The 15429-nt window shown below is 62.2% G+C and carries 9 protein-coding genes and 3 rRNA genes; 4 read left to right on the top strand and 8 right to left on the bottom strand.

What is annotated here, in order from left to right:
• Positions 1–2: 2 nt before the first annotated feature.
• Positions 3–866 carry a hypothetical protein gene (locus ACP4XC_RS07460; protein WP_427174246.1) on the bottom strand — a complete coding sequence of 288 codons (864 nt, stop codon included), beginning with the start codon at positions 864–866 and terminating at the stop codon, positions 3–5.
• On the opposite strand from ACP4XC_RS07460, the gene ACP4XC_RS07455 reads away from it, so the two are divergent.
• Together ACP4XC_RS07455 and ACP4XC_RS07450 are read left to right on the top strand one after the other, a co-directional pair.
• Positions 855–1796: a hypothetical protein gene (locus tag ACP4XC_RS07455; protein ID WP_427174244.1), complete on the top strand. Its 942-nt coding sequence runs from the start codon at positions 855–857 to the stop codon at positions 1794–1796. The genes ACP4XC_RS07460 and ACP4XC_RS07455 overlap by 12 nt on opposite strands.
• 3 nt (positions 1797–1799) lie before the next feature.
• Positions 1800–1970: a hypothetical protein gene (locus ACP4XC_RS07450; protein WP_427174243.1), complete on the top strand. Its 171-nt coding sequence runs from the start codon at positions 1800–1802 to the stop codon at positions 1968–1970.
• A gap of 317 nt (positions 1971–2287) precedes the next feature.
• Here ACP4XC_RS07450 and rrf read toward each other — a convergent pair.
• The 7 genes from rrf to ACP4XC_RS07415 all read right to left on the bottom strand — a co-directional run bounded on the left by rrf (position 2288) and on the right by ACP4XC_RS07415 (position 13333).
• Positions 2288–2404: ribosomal RNA gene (gene rrf, locus ACP4XC_RS07445) — 5S ribosomal RNA — on the bottom strand.
• Positions 2405–2634: 230 nt separating this feature from the next.
• Positions 2635–5761 (bottom strand): 23S ribosomal RNA (locus ACP4XC_RS07440).
• Between the two features lie 491 nt (positions 5762–6252).
• Positions 6253–7776 (bottom strand): 16S ribosomal RNA (locus ACP4XC_RS07435).
• The 16S, 23S and 5S rRNA genes sit together here, the layout of an rRNA operon.
• A gap of 507 nt (positions 7777–8283) precedes the next feature.
• Entirely contained in the window at positions 8284–9597 is a 1314-nt protein-coding gene (gene tyrS, locus ACP4XC_RS07430) for a tyrosine--tRNA ligase (RefSeq protein WP_427174242.1), read from the bottom strand.
• A 97-nt stretch (positions 9598–9694) separates the two neighbouring features.
• Positions 9695–11923 (bottom strand): HelD family protein, encoded by a 2229-nt coding sequence (locus ACP4XC_RS07425; RefSeq protein WP_427174241.1) that lies wholly within the window; start codon positions 11921–11923, stop codon positions 9695–9697.
• 107 nt (positions 11924–12030) lie between these two features.
• The gene (locus ACP4XC_RS07420; RefSeq protein WP_427174240.1) at positions 12031–12588 is read right to left on the bottom strand and encodes an adenine phosphoribosyltransferase; all 558 of its coding nucleotides are present in this window, start codon (positions 12586–12588) and stop codon (positions 12031–12033) included.
• Positions 12589–12682: 94 nt separating this feature from the next.
• On the bottom strand, positions 12683–13333 hold the full coding sequence (locus ACP4XC_RS07415) for a DNA-3-methyladenine glycosylase (protein ID WP_427174239.1): 651 nt from the start codon (positions 13331–13333) through the stop codon (positions 12683–12685).
• 82 nt (positions 13334–13415) lie between these two features.
• Here ACP4XC_RS07415 and ACP4XC_RS07410 point away from each other — a divergent pair, with 82 nt between their 5' ends.
• Together ACP4XC_RS07410 and ACP4XC_RS07405 are read left to right on the top strand one after the other, a co-directional pair.
• Complete coding sequence (locus tag ACP4XC_RS07410) at positions 13416–14915, top strand: DNA-3-methyladenine glycosylase 2 family protein (protein WP_427174238.1); 1500 nt, start codon at positions 13416–13418, stop codon at positions 14913–14915.
• The gene (locus ACP4XC_RS07405) at positions 14912–15424 is read left to right on the top strand and encodes a methylated-DNA--[protein]-cysteine S-methyltransferase (RefSeq protein ID WP_427174237.1); all 513 of its coding nucleotides are present in this window, start codon (positions 14912–14914) and stop codon (positions 15422–15424) included. The genes ACP4XC_RS07410 and ACP4XC_RS07405 overlap by 4 nt, the downstream gene beginning before the upstream one ends.
• Positions 15425–15429 lie beyond the last annotated feature (5 nt).

Here is a 15429-nt window from a genome sequence, read left to right as displayed (position 1 = left end):
GCTTAGTCCTCCACGCGGTCGGGCTGGCCGGTCTCCGCGTTCGTGTCCTCGAGCTCGTCCTCTTCCACGGAGTCCTGGTCGGACTCAGCATCGTTGGACTCGAAGTAATCGGATTCGACGTCGTCAGAGCCCTCGTCCACCCCTGTCGATGTTGCGGAAGCCTCGGCGCCGGATTCCGCCGCCAAGGCGTTGCGGGCGTCCGCGCTTTCCTCGGAGGATGCGGGCGTGGCATCGGTGGACTCCTGCGTACGGTGACGACGCTGCGCCGCCTCTTCCCGGGCTTCCTCTTCCTCGTCCCAGCCGAGGTCGATGATGTCCGGTTCCTCCGAGGCTCCAAGGCCCAGTGCATTCTCGGCGACGATCGCCTGACGCTGCCACTTCTCGGCTTCCTGCGCGCGGCCAACCGCGTTCAGGGCGTCGGCGTAAGCCCGGAACAAGCGGGGGCTGTAGGAAAAAGCCCTGTTGATGTCCAGCTGCGGGATCTCCAGCTCGGCCACCGCGGCGTCGAGCTGGCCGAGGTCCGTACGGGCCCCTGCGGCGACGATGGCAAGCTCCACCTTGCCGGGTGCGTCCAGGTCCTTGGCTTCCTCGGACCGGGCCACATCCAGCGCCCGGTCCGGGCGTCCCAGTCCCCGCTCGCAGTCGGCCATGACGGGCAGGTGCACGTTGGAGCCGCTGATTCGACGGTAGGTGCGGAATTCACGGAGCGCTTCGCCGTAGTGGCCGGCGGCGTATGCGGTCAGGCCCACGGCCTCGCGGACCGCGGACAGCCGTCCCCCGCGGCGGCTGGCGGCCAGGGCATGCTGGAAGGCAAGCTCGGGCTCCTCGTCGATGAGCCGGCCGGCCATCACCAGGTGACGGGCCACCCACTCCGCGCTCTTCGCTTCGAGGGTCTTGATTTCGTGCTTGGTTACGCGGTCCAGTTCCTGGCCCGTGACGTCTTCGTCAATCTGGGGAGAGCGCTCGCGGTCAGGACGGTTGGAGCTGCGCAGGTCGCGGGCATTGGGGACATGTACCGGCCGGTCCTCGGGCCGGTCGCGGCCGAACTGGCGCGGGCCGGACTCGCCGCGGTCAAAACTGCGGGGGGCGCGCTCCTGGCGCTCGCCGCGGTCGCCGAAGGGCTTGCGGTTCTCGCCGGCACCGAAGCTGCGGCGTTCCGGACTGCCTTCACGGGCGGGACGGTCACCATAAGGCTTGCGCTCACGATCACCGGCGCCGAAGCTGCGGCGCTCCGGACCGCCTTCACGGGCGGGACGGTCACCATAAGGCTTGCGCTCACCGGCACCATACGGCTTGCGCTCACGATCACTGGAACCGGCGCCGAAGCTGCGGCGCTCCGGACCACCTTCACGGGCCGGACGGTCACCATAGGGCTTACGCTCACCGGCACCGTACGGCTTACGCTCACCGGCACCGGCGCCGAAGCTGCGGCGCTCCGGACCACCTTCACGGGCCGGACGGTCACCATAAGGCTTACGCTCACCGGCACCGTACGGCTTGCGGTCACGATCACCGGAACCGGCACCGAAGCTGCGGCGCTCCGGACCACCTTCACGGGCCGGACGGTCACCATAAGGCTTACGCTCACCGGCACCGTACGGCTTGCGGTCACGATCACCGGAACCGGCACCGAAGCTGCGGCGCTCCGGACCACCTTCACGGGCGGGACGGTCACCATAAGGCTTACGCTCGCCAGCACCGGCACCGGCGCCGAAGCTGCGGCGCTCCGGACCGCCTTCACGGGACGGACGGTCACCAAACGGCTTACGCTCTCGATCGCCAAAGGCTGGGCGTGATCCTTGCGAACCCCGGTCTTCCCGGGCACGGAACCCGCGGGGATCACCGCCGGAGTTGTTTGTGCCGCGGAAACCTCCGCCGCCGGAACCTCGTCCGCCGCCGGAGTTGTCGCGGTCTTTGCCGCCGCGGTTACCGTCGTTGTGCTCAGCCATGGTGGATTCCTCCTGTTGTGAGCCGACCACTGGCGCAATCGCAGCCGCTCTTATTCCGTGTTTCGTTTCCTACGCAACCCGAAATCAAGCGCTTCGAAGTCCGTACAACTCATACAATTCTAAGCGAGCGGCCCGCGCCCGGCTAACGACGGGAAGCCTTTCGACCCCGCCGGTGGCAAGTCTCACACCGGAGGCAGGGCAGTAGCTCCCGAGTGGCGGCTCCGGCCCGCGTGGGGCCGGGCATATCCCCTGGGAATGTACACCGTGCCCGCTACGGAAAGGTGGGGTTAAATGGCTCAGGCTCCGACGTTGTTGTCGGAGCCTGAGCTCTAATGGTTGTCCGGCGGTGACCTACTCTCCCACACCCTCCCGGGTGCAGTACCATCGGCGCTGTGGGTCTTAGCTTCCGGGTTCGGAATGGGACCGGGCGTTTCCCCCACGCTATGACCGCCGTAACCCTTGCTCCGCACCCCGTTCTAGGGGGTGGGAAATCTTGTGGTTACAACATGTGTTCCTGCCCGGTGCGGGCAGGTGTGGTGTTGTTATTCAGTTGTTGGTTCGCCAGGCAACGTGCCGCGGGTGCGGGTTTGTTGGTTGGGAACCACATAGTGGACGCAAGCAGTCTTGTTTCTTTCTACCACCCCATGGGTGCAAACGCTTTTGAAGTTCGTTTGCGGGGTGGTGTGTGGTGTAAGTTATCGGCCTATTAGTACCGGTCAGCTTCACGAGTCGTTAGTCCTCGCTTCCACATCCGGCCTATCAACCCAGTGGTCTGGCTGGGGGCCTCTCACACACAAGGTGTATGGAAATCTCATCTCGAAGCGAGCTTCCCGCTTAGATGCTTTCAGCGGTTATCCCATCCGAACGTAGCTAATCAGCGGTGCACTTGGCAGTACAACTGACACACCAGAGGTTCGTCCGTCCCGGTCCTCTCGTACTAAGGACAGCCCTTCTCAAATTTCCTGCGCGCGCAGCGGATAGGGACCGAACTGTCTCACGACGTTCTAAACCCAGCTCGCGTACCGCTTTAATGGGCGAACAGCCCAACCCTTGGGACCTACTCCAGCCCCAGGATGCGACGAGCCGACATCGAGGTGCCAAACCATGCCGTCGATATGGACTCTTGGGCAAGATCAGCCTGTTATCCCCGAGGTACCTTTTATCCGTTGAGCGACGGCCATTCCACAATGTACCGCCGGATCACTAGTCCCGACTTTCGTCCCTGCTCGAGATGTCTCTCTCACAGTCAAGCTCCCTTGTGCACTTACACTCGACACCTGATTGCCAACCAGGCTGAGGGAACCTTTGGGCGCCTCCGTTACTTTTTAGGAGGCAACCGCCCCAGTTAAACTACCCATCAGGCACTGTCCCTGACCCGGATTACGGGCCGAAGTTAGATGTCCAAAGTGACCAGAGTGGTATTTCAACGATGACTCCACCCGAACTGGCGTCCGGGCTTCAACGTCTCCCACCTATCCTACACAAGCCACTCCGAACACCAATACCAAACTATAGTAAAGGTCTCGGGGTCTTTCCGTCCTGCTGCGCGTAACGAGCATCTTTACTCGTACTGCAATTTCGCCGAGTTTATGGTTGAGACAGCGGGGAAGTCGTTACTCCATTCGTGCAGGTCGGAACTTACCCGACAAGGAATTTCGCTACCTTAGGATGGTTATAGTTACCACCGCCGTTTACTGGGGCTTAAATTCTCAGCTTCGCCTTGCGGCTAACCGGTCCTCTTAACCTTCCAGCACCGGGCAGGAGTCAGTCCGTATACATCGTCTTGCGACTTCGCACGGACCTGTGTTTTTAGTAAACAGTCGCTTCCCCCTGGTCTCTGCGGCCCCGCCACGCTCCGGACAGTGAATGTCCATCACGATAGGGGCCCCCCTTCTCCCGAAGTTACGGGGGCATTTTGCCGAGTTCCTTAACCATAATTCTCTCGATCGCCTTAGTATTCTCTACCTGATCACCTGTGTCGGTTTGGGGTACGGGCGGCTAAAACCTCGCGTCGATGCTTTTCTAGGCAGCATAGGATCACCGAATCCCCCCGTGAGGGAGTCCCATCAGATCTCAGGCATCATGAACGGCGGATTTGCCTACCGTTCGCCCTACATCCTTGGACCGGGGCAACCATCGCCCGGCCCGGCTACCTTCCTGCGTCACACCTGTTAATACGCTTACCTCCCAGGATCAGGTCCCGCGCTCGGCCAAAACCCACACACCCCAAAGGGTGATAGGGCAGGCTCCGGGCGGTTAGTATCCCCTGTTCAGCATGGGCGGTTTTTCGCCGGTACGGGAATATCAACCCGTTGTCCATCGACTACGCCTGTCGGCCTCGCCTTAGGTCCCGACTTACCCAGGGCAGATTAGCTTGACCCTGGAACCCTTGATCATTCGGCGGACGGGTTTCTCACCCGTCTTTCGCTACTCATGCCTGCATTCTCACTCGTGTAGGCTCCACCGCTGGTTTACACCGCGACTTCACTGCCCACACGACGCTCCCCTACCCATCCAGACGCCTGAACCACAAGGGCTTAGCAAAAATCTGAATGCCACAACTTCGGCGGTGTACTTGAGCCCCGCTACATTGTCGGCGCGGAATCACTTGACCAGTGAGCTATTACGCACTCTTTTAAGGATGGCTGCTTCTAAGCCAACCTCCTGGTTGTCTTCGCAACTCCACATCCTTTCCCACTTAGCACACGCTTAGGGGCCTTAGTTGGTGGTCTGGGCTGTTTCCCTCTCGACTATGAAGCTTATCCCCCACAGTCTCACTGCTGCGCTCTCACTTACCGGCATTCGGAGTTTGGCTGACGTCAGTAACCTTGTAGGGCCCATTAGCCATCCAGTAGCTCTACCTCCGGTAAGAAACACGCAACGCTGCACCTAAATGCATTTCGGGGAGAACCAGCTATCACGAAGTTTGATTGGCCTTTCACCCCTACCCACAGCTCATCCCCTCCATTTTCAACTGAAGTGGGTTCGGTCCTCCACGACGTCTTACCGTCGCTTCAACCTGGCCATGGGTAGATCACTTCGCTTCGGGTCTAGATCACGCCACTGCAACGCCCTGTTCAGACTCGCTTTCGCTACGGCTTCCCCACACGGGTTAACCTCGCGACGTAACACTAACTCGCAGGCTCATTCTTCAAAAGGCACGCCGTCACCAGAATCAGACTGGCTCCGACGGATTGTAAGCACACGGTTTCAGGTACTGTTTCACTCCCCTCCCGGGGTACTTTTCACCTTTCCCTCACGGTACTGGTCCGCTATCGGTCATTAGGGAGTATTTAGGCTTATCAGGTGGTCCTGACAGATTCACACGGGATTTCTCGGGCCCCGTGCTACTTGGGATACTCTCCAGGCGGTGCCAAACATTTCGGTTACGGGGCTCACACCCTCTCTGGCCGGCCTTTCAAGACCGTTCACCTATGCCCGCACATCACACCTCACCAGCCCGGCAGAGCTGGTATGGAAAGTCCCACAACCCCGACCATGCAACGCCCGCCGGCTATCACACATGGAACGGTTTAGCCTGATCCGCGTTCGCTCGCCACTACTGACGGAATCACTATTGTTTTCTCTTCCTGCGGGTACTGAGATGTTTCACTTCCCCGCGTTCCCTCCACGCACCCTATGTGTTCAGATGCGGGTCACCAGGCAGCTCGCGCCCCTGGCGGGGTTTCCCCATTCGGAGACCCTGGGATCACAGTCCGGTTATCGACTCCCCCAGGCTTATCGCAGATTCCTACGTCCTTCTTCGGCTCCTAATGCCAAGGCATCCACCGTGTGCTCTTAAAAACTTGACCACAAAAGATCAATAAAACGCTATTCTTTCGAGAGAACCACAGAAACCATCACCCCACCCCGAAGGATGACGCAACAGATCCAGGTTCATATATCTTGGAAATTGCTTCTTATAAAAGATGCTCGCGTCCACTATGTAGTTCTCAAACAACAACCCCGTACCACACACCCCACACACACAAACGCGCATGATCGGTGCAGCCAGGAAACCAGAAACACACAAGTCCCGGAGCCAAAACCCCGGCCCTGTTGCCTCAGGACCCAACAGTGTGCCAAACACTAAACCACCCGCAACCCCCCGCACCGTTCCAGGACCACCGCCCCAAAGGGCGTGTATCCGTACTGGGTGCCGGGAAAAAACCGGCGGCCGCTATTCGTTGATATTCCACCCGTGAGCACCCGCCGCAGAACTAGCGTCTGCGCAACGGGCCTACTCCTGACAACCCCTCCACACCCGCATACACGGGGCAAGGTGACTGTAGGCGCTCCTTAGAAAGGAGGTGATCCAGCCGCACCTTCCGGTACGGCTACCTTGTTACGACTTAGTCCCAATCGCCAGTCCCACCTTCGACAGCTCCCTCCCACAAGGGGTTAGGCCACCGGCTTCGGGTGTTACCAACTTTCGTGACTTGACGGGCGGTGTGTACAAGGCCCGGGAACGTATTCACCGCAGCGTTGCTGATCTGCGATTACTAGCGACTCCGACTTCATGGGGTCGAGTTGCAGACCCCAATCCGAACTGAGACCGGCTTTTTGGGATTAGCTCCACCTCACAGTATCGCAACCCTTTGTACCGGCCATTGTAGCATGCGTGAAGCCCAAGACATAAGGGGCATGATGATTTGACGTCGTCCCCACCTTCCTCCGAGTTGACCCCGGCAGTCTCCTATGAGTCCCCGCCATCACGCGCTGGCAACATAGAACGAGGGTTGCGCTCGTTGCGGGACTTAACCCAACATCTCACGACACGAGCTGACGACAACCATGCACCACCTGTGAACCGGCCCCAAAGGGGAAGGACTGTTTCCAGCCCGGTCCGGCCCATGTCAAGCCTTGGTAAGGTTCTTCGCGTTGCATCGAATTAATCCGCATGCTCCGCCGCTTGTGCGGGCCCCCGTCAATTCCTTTGAGTTTTAGCCTTGCGGCCGTACTCCCCAGGCGGGGCACTTAATGCGTTAGCTACGGCGCGGAAAACGTGGAATGTCCCCCACACCTAGTGCCCAACGTTTACGGCATGGACTACCAGGGTATCTAATCCTGTTCGCTCCCCATGCTTTCGCTCCTCAGCGTCAGTTAATGCCCAGAGACCTGCCTTCGCCATCGGTGTTCCTCCTGATATCTGCGCATTTCACCGCTACACCAGGAATTCCAGTCTCCCCTACATCACTCTAGTCTGCCCGTACCCACCGCAGATCCGGAGTTGAGCCCCGGACTTTCACGGCAGACGCGACAAACCGCCTACGAGCTCTTTACGCCCAATAATTCCGGATAACGCTTGCGCCCTACGTATTACCGCGGCTGCTGGCACGTAGTTAGCCGGCGCTTCTTCTGCAGGTACCGTCACTTTCGCTTCTTCCCTACTGAAAGAGGTTTACAACCCGAAGGCCGTCATCCCTCACGCGGCGTCGCTGCATCAGGCTTTCGCCCATTGTGCAATATTCCCCACTGCTGCCTCCCGTAGGAGTCTGGGCCGTGTCTCAGTCCCAGTGTGGCCGGTCACCCTCTCAGGCCGGCTACCCGTCGTCGCCTTGGTGAGCCATTACCTCACCAACAAGCTGATAGGCCGCGAGTCCATCCAAAACCACAAAAAGCTTTCCACCCCCCACCATGCGATGAGGAGTCATATCCGGTATTAGACCCAGTTTCCCAGGCTTATCCCAGAGTTAAGGGCAGGTTACTCACGTGTTACTCACCCGTTCGCCACTAATCCCCCCACAAGTGAGGTTCATCGTTCGACTTGCATGTGTTAAGCACGCCGCCAGCGTTCATCCTGAGCCAGGATCAAACTCTCCGTTGAAGTAAAACAAAAACGAACACAACCACCAACCCCCGGGAAAACGGGAGAAAACGGCTGCAAAATTTGAAACCAGCTGTAAAAACCAGACCACACCACGGGGTGGCGGATCCAGTCAATTCAACCAATCCATATAAATAAATTGGTATCAACAAACTTGGCACACTATTGAGTTCTCAAACAACAGACACATTCGAATACTTCTCGAAACAATTCATAAATTCAATTCAATGAATTCTTTATGTTCCGCATTTCTTCGCTGCGATGTTTCTAGCTTATTTCATTCAATTTCATTTTGCAAATCCTGATAATTTTCCGGAAATTCACTTTTTCAACTGAATCCGCCCATCGAAATTTGAAGCAAATTTTCATTGTTAGCGCGAGGCGCATGAAGACTTGCTTCTCAATTTTGTAGGGGGTCTGTCACCACTCAGCGGCGGCGACTCAGAAAACAATACACGCTCCTCCCCCGCCGGGCAAATCAGCGGAAAAGGAGCGTGCAGGTGCCCGCTAGGAAGCTGAAACTTCCACCGTGGCCAGGTTCTTCTTACCCCGGCGCAGCAGTAGGTACCGGCCGTGCAGAAGTTCGTTGCGCGGGATCACCGCCTCGGGGTCGGTGACCTTGACGTTGTTGACGTAGGCGCCACCTTCGCCGACAGTCCGGCGGGCAGCCGATTTGCTCTCGGCCAGCCCACTCGCCACGAGCAGATCGATAATGCCCAGGCCGCCCGGTTCAACCCGGGCCGTGGGAAGTTCAGCGGTCGCGGCCACAAGGGTGCGTTCGTCGAGTGCGCTCAGATCCCCGCCGCCAAACAAAGCCGCGGACGCAGCGATGACCTTTTCCGTGGCCTCCACGCCGTGGACGAGTGAGGTCACTTCGAAGGCAAGGCGGCGCTGGCCTTCGCGGGCAAAGGGACGTTCCGCTATGGAGATTTCGAGAGCTTCAATCTCGGCACGGCTCAGGAAGGTGAAGACCTTCAGCCGGGCCGCAACATCGGCGTCGGCCGTGTTCAGCCAGAACTGGTAGAAAGCGTAGGGGCTGCACATCTCCGGGTCGAGCCAAATGGCGTTCCCCTCGCTCTTGCCAAACTTGGTGCCATCGGAGTTGGTGATGAGCGGCGTGCCAAGAGCGTGGACGTGCTTACCTTCCACTTTGCGGATCAGCTCCGTTCCGCTCGTGAGGTTGCCCCACTGGTCTGAACCGCCGGTCTCCAGGACGCATCCGTAATCGCGGAAGAGCTGCAGGTAGTCCATGCCCTGCAGGATCTGGTAGCTGAACTCGGTGTAGCTGATGCCTTCCTCGGAACCGAGGCGTGAGGCCACGGCGTCCTTGCGGAGCATGGTGCCCACACGGAAGTGCTTGCCGATATCCCTCAGGAAGTCGATGGCGCTCAGCGGCGCGGTCCAGTCCAGGTTGTTGACCATCCGCGCGGCGTTTTCGCCTTCGAAGCTAAGGAAGCGACGAACCTGCGCCTGCAGGTACCCCACCCATTCAGACACGGTGTCCTTGGTGTTCAAGGTTCGTTCGGCGGTGGGACGGGGGTCACCGATCAATCCTGTTGAACCGCCCACGAGGCCCAGAGGCTTGTGCCCGGCCAGCTGGAGGCGCCGCATCACCAGAAGCTGCACAAGATTGCCCAGGTGCAGGCTCGGGGCAGTGGGATCGAATCCGCAGTAATAGGTGACGGGGTCACCGGCCAGGAGCTTTTCCAGCTCCACTTCATCCGTGGACACGTGGATCAGGCCACGCCATTTTAGCTCCTGCCAGACATTGGCAAAGCTCGGATCGTTCTGCTGGGACTCGAGAAGATTTAGTTGGGACACGTCTTCTAAGTTAGCAGGATTGAACGTGCCCCAGCGCGGAATGACGGGGAACGCACGCTGGCGGGACGACTTGTGGCCGGTCGTCCCGCCGTCGGGGTCAGCGCTCGATGCCTGCCGGGACAGGGGCCGCCGCAATAAGCCGCAGCCGCTGCGTTGGCCTGGTCATGGCGACATAGAGGTCGCCTACCCGGCCGTGTTCGTGGTTGAGCATCATGGCGGGCTCGAGGACCACAACGCCGTCGAACTCCAGGCCCTTTGCTTCCCTCGGGCTGATCACCACAATGTCCTGTTCGTAGCTGCCAGCGCCCGTGCCGACGCGTTTGCCGTAGGCGGCCCGCAGTGCCGCGGCGGCCTCCGGCAGGAGCTCGCCGTCGGCGATCACGGCGAGCAGGCCACCGTCGAGCGCCTCGATTTCTTCGGGAAGCACCTCCACAAGCCGGCTGACGATGCTTCCCGCCTCGACCCGGTCGATGATCGGTGACCAGCGGCCTTCCCGAACGGCCTTGGGGGCTGAAACAACGAGTCCGGCGGCGTTGGCCATCCGCACGGCCGCCTCAGCGATCTGGGACGGGGTGCGGTAGTTGACCGTCAGTTCCTCGAGCTGCCACCGGTCGCCAAACATCGGCTCCAGGGCGCTCTGCCAGGAATTGGCGCCGGCCACAGAACTGGTCTGGGCGATATCGCCCACGATCGTGAATGACTTCAGCGGGCATCGGCGCACCAGGAGCCTCCACTGCATGGGCGAGAGTTCCTGTGCCTCATCCACCACGATGTGGCCAAAGGCCCACGTGCGGTCGCTATTGGCCCGCTCGGCCGCGGTGAGCCGCGAGATGCGCTCCTCGTTCTGGTCGACGAGTTCCTCAGCGGTGATGAGCACGTCCACGCCGGCCGTTTCCATGTTGACCAGGGTTTGTTTCGCGTTGGCAAGATCGCGCGCCCTGTCGTGTTCCTGCTGGGCCAGTCCGCGGCCTGCGGCCGGGTCCAACTCCCCCAGCAGTTCCGCCGCCTCGTCCAGCAGCGGGACATCGGCTTCGGTCCACGGTGAATCGGCAGGCCTGAGTAGCAGCGCCCGTTCGGCATCGGTCAGGTGCGGCGTGCATGCTTCCAGGATTGCGGGCTTGCTGAGGAGTTCGCCCACGAGTTTTTCGGGCGTCATCGGCATCCAGCACAGGTTCAGGGCAATCCGGACGTCGCGGGCAGTCCGGACGTCCTCGGCGAGGTAAGAGCGGTCAGCGTTGTTGCCGATGCTGCCGGCTTCGACCAGTTCGGTCATCTGCTCCGTGAGTTCCCGGAGCAGGATCTTGACGAATGTCAGGCGTGCCTCATTGTGCGGCTTGCCCGTGCCCCGTGCCTTCTCCCGGGCCCGGCGGACCTGGCGCGGCGTGAGGACCAGCTTGCGGCCATCCACCTCCAGGACACGGTCGGCCGGAGGGACGCGTTGCCTGTTGGCGACCGCGTTGGCCATGACGTCCGCCATGTCCAGCCGGCCCTTGATAGCGGCGACGTCCGCTTCCTGCTCAGCGACGGCGTTAATGCCGGGCATCAGCCGTCCCACGCTGGCCATGACCACGCCCGTCTCGCCAAGGGAGGGAAGGACGCGTTCGATGTACTTCATAAACGACGACGACGGGCCCACAAGGAGCACGCCAGCGGACTTGAGGCGGTCGCGGTGCGTGTACAGCAGGTAGGCCGCACGGTGCAGGGCCACTGCGGTCTTGCCGGTGCCCGGACCTCCCTGGACCACAACGGCACCGGAGATGGATGAGCGGATGATGCGGTCCTGCTCCGACTGAATGGTGCCCACAATGTCGGACATGCGGCCGGTGCGCTTTGAGTTCAGGGCGGCCAGCAGCGCGCCTTCTCCCTGCAGGGATTCGTTGTCCTTCAGCATGTCGGCGTCAAGGACATCGTCTTCGATGGCCTTGACTTCGCGCCCCTGCAGGATCAGGTGCCGGCGACGGCGGACGCCCTGGCGGTCGAATGCGGTGGCCTGGTAGAAGTGGCCCGCTTCGGGCGCACGCCAGTCCACCATGAGCCGCTGCAGGTCATCGGTGGTGAGGCCGATGCGCCCGATGTACTGCGCCTCCCCCGAGTCGAGGTCGAGCCGGCCGAACACCAGCCGGTCGTCGACGGCGTCGAGCTGCGCCAGGCGGTCCTCGTACAGGGCCGCGAAGGCGTCCCGTTCTGAAACATTCTGCATCGTCCCCACGGCCCCGGCGCGGCGCACCTGGGCCAGTTGCTCCCGCTTTTCGGCGCGCAACTCATCCAGGCGGGCGTACAGCCCGGCCACATAGTCCCGTTCGTGGACCAAATCAGCGTCAAGCATCGAGCCGTTCCCCTATCGCGAAATACAGACCGTCCATTCTACAACCATTTCGATGAACACATCTGAAACATGTCAGTGCTTCCACGCCCCCCGGCATGCCAAAGGTCCTAAACACGAATGAGTGACCTTACGCGGTGACCGGTCAGGGCGGACCGACCGCGCAGTCCGCCGAGTTCCATCACCACTCCCACCCCCGAAACGTGCACGCCGCTGCGCTCGAACAACCGGGCGGCGGCACCGAGCGTGCCGCCGGTGGCGAGGACGTCGTCGAGAATCAGGACCCTGCTTCCGGCCGGGAGGTCCGTGGTGTGCAGTTCCAGCGTCGCGGTGCCGTATTCCAGGGCGTAGTCCTCGGCAAGGACTTCCCGCGGAAGCTTTCCGGCCTTGCGGACGGTGATCACTCCGGTATTGGTGGCATAGGCCGCAGCCGCCGCCAGCAGGAAGCCGCGGGCCTCGACTCCAGCCACGGCGTCAAACTGTCCCCGGAACGGTTCAACGAGGGCGTCAACAACGGCCCTCAGCGCCGCGCCGTCGGCGAAAACCGGCGTCAGGTCCTTGAAGATAATTCCGGGCTTGGGATAGTCCGGGACTGTGGCGCAGAGACTGTTGATCAGCTCGTCCACTGGCACGGCGCTCTTGACTTGGCCTGGCTCGCTTTGATTCACCCGTCCACACTATGCCCGCGCCAGCCAATGTTCACGATCGGGAGACGCAATACACGTATCGGACACTGGCGGGGGTGATCCAATGCTCCGGGGGCTACGGCGAGCGGACCTTGGCCGCCTTGTAGCGCGAGACCGTGGGATCGCCGGTCAGCCAGAACCGCCAGGGGTAGTCATGGCTGCCGCCGGCGCCGGACACCCCCACCCGCGGACCCGAGCTGAACCGGGTAGCCCTGCTCTCCGGGAGCTCCAGGCTGAAGGGCGCGCCGAGGGCGTCCCGGCCGCTGTCGGCCGTCGTCAGCCCCAGTGCGGTGGCCAGCCGTGCCGGGCCGCTGGCCAGATCCGTATGGGACTTCGACGCCGGGCGCCGGGTGTGGGCCAGCTCTTCGCCGCCCACGATTTCACCGGCCCGCAGCAGGAGGGCCGACGCCACGCCTGCCGGTCCGCAGACGATGTTGGCGCAGTAATGCATCCCGTACGTGAAATAAACGTAAAGATGGCCGGCCGGGCCGAACATCGGCGCGTTCCGGCGCGTGGGCCCACGGTAGGTGTGCGAGCCAGGGTCCGGGTGCAGGGAATCGTGCGGCCCCAGGTAGGCCTCGACTTCGGTGATCCGCACGGACACAGCACCTTCGGCGCTGTCATGTGTCAGCACGGAGCCGAGCAAGAGCGGCGCCACGTGCCGGGGGTCCGCGGACAGGACTTCGCGCAGCTGCTGCTCGGAGACGGGGCGCGTGGTGGGGCTCATGCAACAACTTTAACAAATTCCACCCCACGGCCATGTCCGATTTCCGCTAGCAGCGGGTCCGGGAAGCTGACAGTATGGAGCCATGGACTTCTGGCAGCGCTACCGGGCAATCGATGCCCGCGACCCCCGCTTCGACGGACAGTTCTATACAGCCGTACGGACCACCGGGATCTACTGCAGGCCGTCATGCCCCGCCCGGACCCCAAAGGCCGCAAACGTCACGTTCTATGAAACATCCGCTGCGGCCCATGATGCCGGGTACAGGGCCTGCAAACGCTGCCTGCCGGAGGCCGTGCCCGGCACACCCGCGTGGAACTTCCGTTCGGACGTGGCGGGCCGCGCCATGCGGCTTATCAACGACGGCGTGATCAACCGCGACGGCGTGGAGGGGCTCGCCTCGCGGCTGGGCTACTCGTCGCGCCAGCTCAACCGGATCCTCAGCCATGAACTGGGGGCCGGCCCGTTGTCGCTCGCCCGGGCCAGCCGCGCGCAGACCGCACGGACCCTGCTGGTCTCGACCCAGATGAAGCTGGCGGACGTGGCTTTCGCGGCCGGTTTCAGCAGCGTGCGCCAGTTCAATGAGACCATCGGCGAAGTCTTTGACATGACGCCCACGGCGCTGCGCCACACGGCCCGTCATCACAAAGCAGCGGCGGCCACGACGGCGCTGACCCTCAATCTCCCCTACCGGGAGCCATTCGACCCCGGCATCTTCAATTTCCTGGCCGTGCGCGCCATTCCGGGAATCGAGACCGGAACCCCCACCTCCTACGCGCGGACCCTGCGGCTCCCCCACGCGGACGCCCGCTTTAGCGTGGATTATGACGCCGCCGCACCGGGCCGCCCCTTGGCCCTCACCCTAGGGGCGGTAGACCTCCGGGACCTGCCTTCCCTGCTGAGCCGGGTCCGCCGGCTCCTGGATCTCGACGCGGATCCGGTGGCCATCGATACAGCGCTCGCCTCGGACCCGCGGCTGGCACCGTCTGTCAGGACCTGTCCCGGAATGCGGATGCCGGGCGCGGTGGATCCACAGGAACTGCTCATCCGGGCAATGATCGGCCAACAGATCACGGTGGCCGCCGCCCGGACGGCCCTCACCCTGTTGTCCGAAGCCGGCAGCGGGAGCATGGCCCCGGCCGATGGCGTCCACCGGTTGTTTCCCACGCCGGCCCAGATCGCGGAGAGCGGATTCGAACTGCTGCGCGGTCCGCGGCGGCGGATAGAATCGGTCACTGCCGCGGCGACGGCGATGGCCTCTGGCAAACTGGACTTTGGCTACGGCGACTCGCTGTCCGGTCTTGAGGCAAAGCTGCTGCCCCTGCCCGGCGTGGGGCCTTGGACCGTGGGCTACGTCGCGATGCGCGTCATTGGCGCCCCCGATGTCTTCCTGGCAACCGACGCGGCGGTGCGTAACGGCGTCCGCTCGCTGGCCGGCCACCCGGACAGTTCCGCACTCTCCCCCGGCTTCCAGGAAGTCAGCCCCTGGCGCTCCTACGCCACGATGCACCTCTGGCGCGCCGCCGGCGCTCTCCAGGCGGCCGCCCGTGCCAGGACCTCCACCCCGAAAGAAGCGAACACATGAAAGCCCAACTGTTGACCATGTCCACCCCGGACGGGCCCTTCACCATCATCGCCCGGGACGGCGCAGTCCTTGCTTCCGGCTGGACCGCGGTCCCCGGCGAACTGACCGGCCAGATCCACGCGGAACTGTTGCCCACCGGCTATGAACCGGTCCTCGAACTGGGGGCAATTTCAGCCGCCGTCGAGGACTTCTATGCGGGCAATCCGGCGACGGCCATGTTGGTACCGGTGGTTCAGAAGTCCGGCCCCTTCCGAAACCATGCCTGGGACGTACTGCGGACGGTGGAGCCCGGACATCCGGTCACCTACACCGAGTACGCCGAACTCTCCGGAAACGTCAAGGCCGTTCGGGCCGCCGCCAGTGCGTGCGCCTTCAACGCCGCGGCCCTGTTCGTCCCGTGCCACCGCGTGATCCGCACCGACGGCAGCCTGGGCGGCTTCCGCTGGGGTTTGGCCATCAAGGAGAGCCTGCTCGGACGCGAACGGGAGCAGGCCCTCGCGCTGAAGTGAGCCGG

Source organism: Arthrobacter sp. 92 (genome assembly GCF_050260325.1).
Classification (GTDB): Bacteria; Actinomycetota; Actinomycetes; order Actinomycetales; family Micrococcaceae; genus Arthrobacter.
The sequence above is the reverse complement of the archived record's forward strand: the minus strand, read 5'-3'. Positions and strand labels throughout refer to the sequence as shown.

What these genes read in the sequence shown, in the direction of transcription:
- ACP4XC_RS07425 (WP_427174241.1), bottom strand. Translation starts at nt 11,923, where the DNA reads ATGCTTGACGCTGATTTGGTCCACGAACGGGACTATGTGGCCGGGCTG.
- ACP4XC_RS07415 (WP_427174239.1), bottom strand. Translation starts at nt 13,333, where the DNA reads ATGAGCCCCACCACGCGCCCCGTCTCCGAGCAGCAGCTGCGCGAAGTC.
- ACP4XC_RS07410 (WP_427174238.1), top strand. Translation starts at nt 13,416, where the DNA reads ATGGACTTCTGGCAGCGCTACCGGGCAATCGATGCCCGCGACCCCCGC.
- ACP4XC_RS07405 (WP_427174237.1), top strand. Translation starts at nt 14,912, where the DNA reads ATGAAAGCCCAACTGTTGACCATGTCCACCCCGGACGGGCCCTTCACC.